Here is a 2585-nt window from a genome sequence, read left to right on the forward strand (position 1 = left end):
CAACTGGTATGTAGGTGCAATGACCAACTGGACCCCAAGAAATCTTAAACTAAACTTCAGCTTTTTAAAACCAGGTGTAAGTTATACCGCTCAAATTTATACAGACACTAAAGATTCAAATGTTAATGCTACACAGTATGAACTTAAAACAATTAGTGTAAACAGCAACACCACGATAGACCTTAAACTTTCTTCGGGCGGAGGTGCTGCAATAATGATAGAAAAGTCCATCTTTAAGAAATAATAATCTATTTGACCAAGAGAATAAAACCAGCAATTTTAACCTACCAAATAATTAACCTAAATGAGCATAGAGAAAATAAGTTTTAATCATAAGTACATCATCGGAATCTCCTTTATTTCTGCCTTGGGTGGTTACCTCTTTGGGTTCGACTTTGCTGTAATATCAGGCGCATTGCCTTTTTTAAGAACTCAATTCATGTTGGATGCATGGTGGGAAGGCTTTTTAACCGGATCGCTGGCACTAGGATGCATTGCCGGATGCCTGGTTGCGGGAAACATTGCCGATCGTTACGGGCGTAAACCGGGACTTATGATAGCAGCACTTATCTTTGCGCTCTCATCAATAGGCATCGCTTTTTCATCAACTTTAACACTGTTTGTAGTGATGCGTTTTATGGCCGGAATAGGAGTGGGTATGGCGTCTATGTTGTGCCCTATGTATATCGCAGAAATTTCACCAGCTAAGGTAAGGGGCCGAAATGTAGCCATTAACCAGTTAACGGTAGTAATAGGAATCCTGATCACTAATCTTGTAAATTATTTCCTGGCCGATGCAGGGTCTGACGCATGGCGCTGGATGTTTGGTTTAGGAGTAGTTCCTTCACTTATATTTTTAATAGGAGTCTTATGGCTGCCAGAAAGCCCAAGATGGCTTGTAAAAGCAGGTCAGCAGGCAAAAGCAAAAGAGGTATTACTCAAACTTGGTTCCGAATCATTTGTAAATTCAACATTCGCCGATATAGAGAAATCACTTGTCGGGATTAAGAAACAATCTTACAAGGCGGTGTTTGAAAAGAGTGTACGCCCGGCTGTAATAGTAGGTATTATACTGGCTGTTTTTCAACAACTATGTGGCATAAATGTAGTGTTCAATTATACCTCTACGATATTTGAATCTGTTGGTGCAAACCTGGACAGGCAGCTGTTTGAAACAGTAGCAATAGGAGCAGTAAACCTAATTTTTACGCTACTGGCCATGTGGCAGGTAGATAAGCTGGGTAGAAAACCACTTATGCTTATCGGCTCACTGGGATTGTCGATAGTGTACATTGTGCTGGCGTTTCTGCTGCAGAACCAATTCCCTGCAGGTCTGATTTCCATTTTTGTACTACTTGCCATCAGTATGTATGCTATTTCATTAGCCCCGGTAACATGGGTGCTGATCTCTGAAATTTTTCCTAATAAAATACGTGGAGCTGCATCTTCTGTGGCAATTATTTCCTTATGGGGTGCTTATTTTATCCTCGTTTTCACTTTTCCAATCCTAGCCAAAAAGCTAGGCACCTTCGGGCCTTTTTATTTATATGCAGGGGTATGCTTTTTAGGCTTTCTGTTTATTAAAATCAGGGTTAAAGAAACAAAAGGACAAACACTGGAAGAACTTGAAGATAATTTTGTAAGACACTAACGAGCGCCTAAACAACCCAAATAAAACTAAAGCATTTAAAATATTATTATAATGAAAAGCATGAGCGTAAACGTCTGGGAAGAGCAGGTTACCATACCTACCTATGGCATCGGTAAGCCCAATAAAAACCCTATGTTCTTTGAAAAGAGGATTTATCAGGGAAGCAGCGGCGTTGTTTATCCTAATCCTGTTGTAGAGAAAATACTGGACGAAAAGATCGACAAACAATATACAGGGTTATTTCTGGAAAATGACTATATCAAAATGATGATTCTGCCTGAGTTAGGCGGACGCATTCAGATGGCATATGACAAGATAAAGAAAAGACATTTTATTTACTATAATCAGGTAATTAAACCTGCATTAGTGGGTTTAACAGGCCCTTGGATTTCAGGAGGTATAGAATTTAACTGGCCTCAGCATCACAGACCAACCACCTTTAATGCTATTGATTATAAGCTCGAAGAAAATAGTGATGGCAGTAAAACTGTTTGGGTTAATGAGGTTGAGCAGATGTTTCATACCAAGGGAATGGCTGGTTTTACCCTTCACCCAGATAAAGCATATATTGAAATTAAAGCTAAGCTGTTAAACAGATCAGAGCTACCACAAACCTTTTTATGGTGGGCAAATCCGGCTGTAAAGGTAAATGATCATTACCAATCTGTTTTTCCTCCTGATGTAAATGCCGTTTTTGATCATGGAAAACGAGATGTCTCTACCTTCCCAATTGCTACTGGTACCTATTACAAAGTTGATTACTCACCAGGAACTGATATATCAATGTATAAGAATATTCCAGTTCCGACCTCTTATATGGCCATCAATTCTGATTATGATTTTGTAGGAGGATTTGAACATGATACCGAGGCGGGTTTACTTCATGTTGCGTATCATCATGTTTCACCGGGCAAAAAACAATGGACCTGGGGGC

3 protein-coding genes are annotated in these 2585 nt (G+C 39.5%); all 3 read left to right on the forward strand.

Translation table 11 applies throughout. From position 1 onward, the window contains the following. The coding region (locus AC1DG9_RS25930) for a glycoside hydrolase family 97 C-terminal domain-containing protein (protein WP_477635554.1) at positions 1-244 on the forward strand (244 nt) is incomplete at its 5' end. Positions 245-304: 60 nt separating this feature from the next. Beyond that, complete coding sequence (locus AC1DG9_RS25935) at positions 305-1651, forward strand: sugar porter family MFS transporter (RefSeq protein ID WP_337716090.1); 1347 nt, start codon at positions 305-307, stop codon at positions 1649-1651. Between the two features lie 60 nt (positions 1652-1711). Next, positions 1712-2585 (forward strand): DUF5107 domain-containing protein (locus AC1DG9_RS25940; RefSeq protein ID WP_477635555.1); only part of this gene is annotated, 874 nt, incomplete at its 3' end.

Source organism: Pedobacter sp. 05L430 (genome assembly GCF_056397585.1).